Raw genomic sequence first — 1,390 nt, 5'->3', positions numbered from 1 at the left:
CTGACCGTCGGCAAGCTGCTGCGCCCACTCACCACCCGACCGGTCGCGGTGGCTCCGGTCGAGGGCGGCGGCCCTGGTCTGCTCGGGGTCGCGTCACGACTGCCCGCGCCGGAATGGCTGCCGACGCTGGAGCTGGACACGGCGACGCCGGCCGAGGCGCGCGCCAATGCCCCGCGCCCGGGTGACGTGGCGGTCACCGCCGGGTGGCGACGACTGCGGGGCCCGGCCGACCTGGCCACGCTGGACCCGGCCTTCGAGGGTTGGGAAGCGACCCGTGCCCTGCTCTCCGGGTCGGCCCGACCCGCCTGAACCGTCAGCCCGGCCTGCTCCGCGATCCGGCCTGCTCCGCGATCCGGCCTGCTCCGCGATCCGGCCTGCTCCGCGATCCGGCCTGCTCCGCGATCCGGCCTGCTCCGCGATCCGGCCTGCTCCGTTGACGTGCCGAACACGCGCCCGGGGCACCCGCTGTCGATCAGGCGGGAACCCCGGGCATCGGCCATCAATGCGCGGACGTCAGGACTTGGCGTCACCCTCGCCGTCGGTCTCGTCGGACGGACCGGACTGACCCGACGGGCCGGACTGACCCGACGGGCCGGACTGACCCGAGGGACCGGGCTGACCCGGCTGACCGGGGGCCTTCTCCTCGACCCCGCCGGGGGCGGTGAAGTCGAAGTTGTCCAGCTCGCTGAGGTCCATGTCGTTCATCGCGAAGGCGACCGGGTCGGCGAAGTCGTCGTCCGACGGGAGCAGGTCCGGGTGGCCCCAGACCGCGTCGCGGCCCTCGATGCCACGGTGCTGGGTGAGCGCCGCCCAGAGCGCCGCGGCCTCGCGCAGCCGGCGGGGACGCAGCTCCAGGCCGACCAGCGCGGCGAAGGTCTGCTCGGCGGGACCGCCGGCGGCCCGACGACGGCGGAACGCCTCGCCCAACCGGACGACGTTGGGCAGCCGGTCGCTGGCGGCGCTGTCGACGACGTGGCACACCCACCCCTCGACCAGGGCGAGCGCGGTTTCCAGGCGGGCCAGTGAGGCCTTCTGCGCCGGGGTGTCCTCCGGGGTGAAGATGCCCTCCAGGGCGATCGCCTGCATCGACTCGGGGTCGGTCGGGTCGACCCGACCCATCGCCTCCTCGATCGCCTCCCGGTTGACCCGGATGCCCGAGGCGTACATCTCGACCGCGCTGAGCACGTGCCCACGCAGCCACGGGACGTGCTGGAACAGCCGCTGGTGGGCGGCCTCGCGCAGCGCCACGTAGAGGCGGACCTCGTCCTCGGGCAGCTCCAGGCCCTCGCCGTACGCCCGGATGTTGGCCGGGATCAGCGCGGCCGTGCCGGCCGGGCCGAGCGGGAGCCCGATGTCGCCGGCGGAGAGCACCTCCGCGGCGAGCGAACCG

At 74.9% G+C, this 1,390-nt stretch carries 2 pseudogenes; one reads left to right on the top strand and one right to left on the bottom strand.

What is annotated here, in order from left to right:
- Positions 1 to 309, top strand: a pseudogene (locus KBX53_RS32930) (hypothetical protein); the annotation flags it as partial.
- Between the two features lie 306 nt (positions 310 to 615).
- On the opposite strand, the pseudogene KBX53_RS32925 reads toward KBX53_RS32930, so the two are convergent.
- Positions 616 to 1,390: pseudogene (locus tag KBX53_RS32925) on the bottom strand (zinc-dependent metalloprotease); the annotation flags it as partial.

The sequence above is a fragment of the Micromonospora sp. M51 genome (genome assembly GCF_018070305.1).
GTDB lineage: Bacteria > Actinomycetota > Actinomycetes > Mycobacteriales > Micromonosporaceae > Micromonospora > Micromonospora parva.
This window is presented reverse-complemented; position numbering and strand designations above follow the sequence as displayed.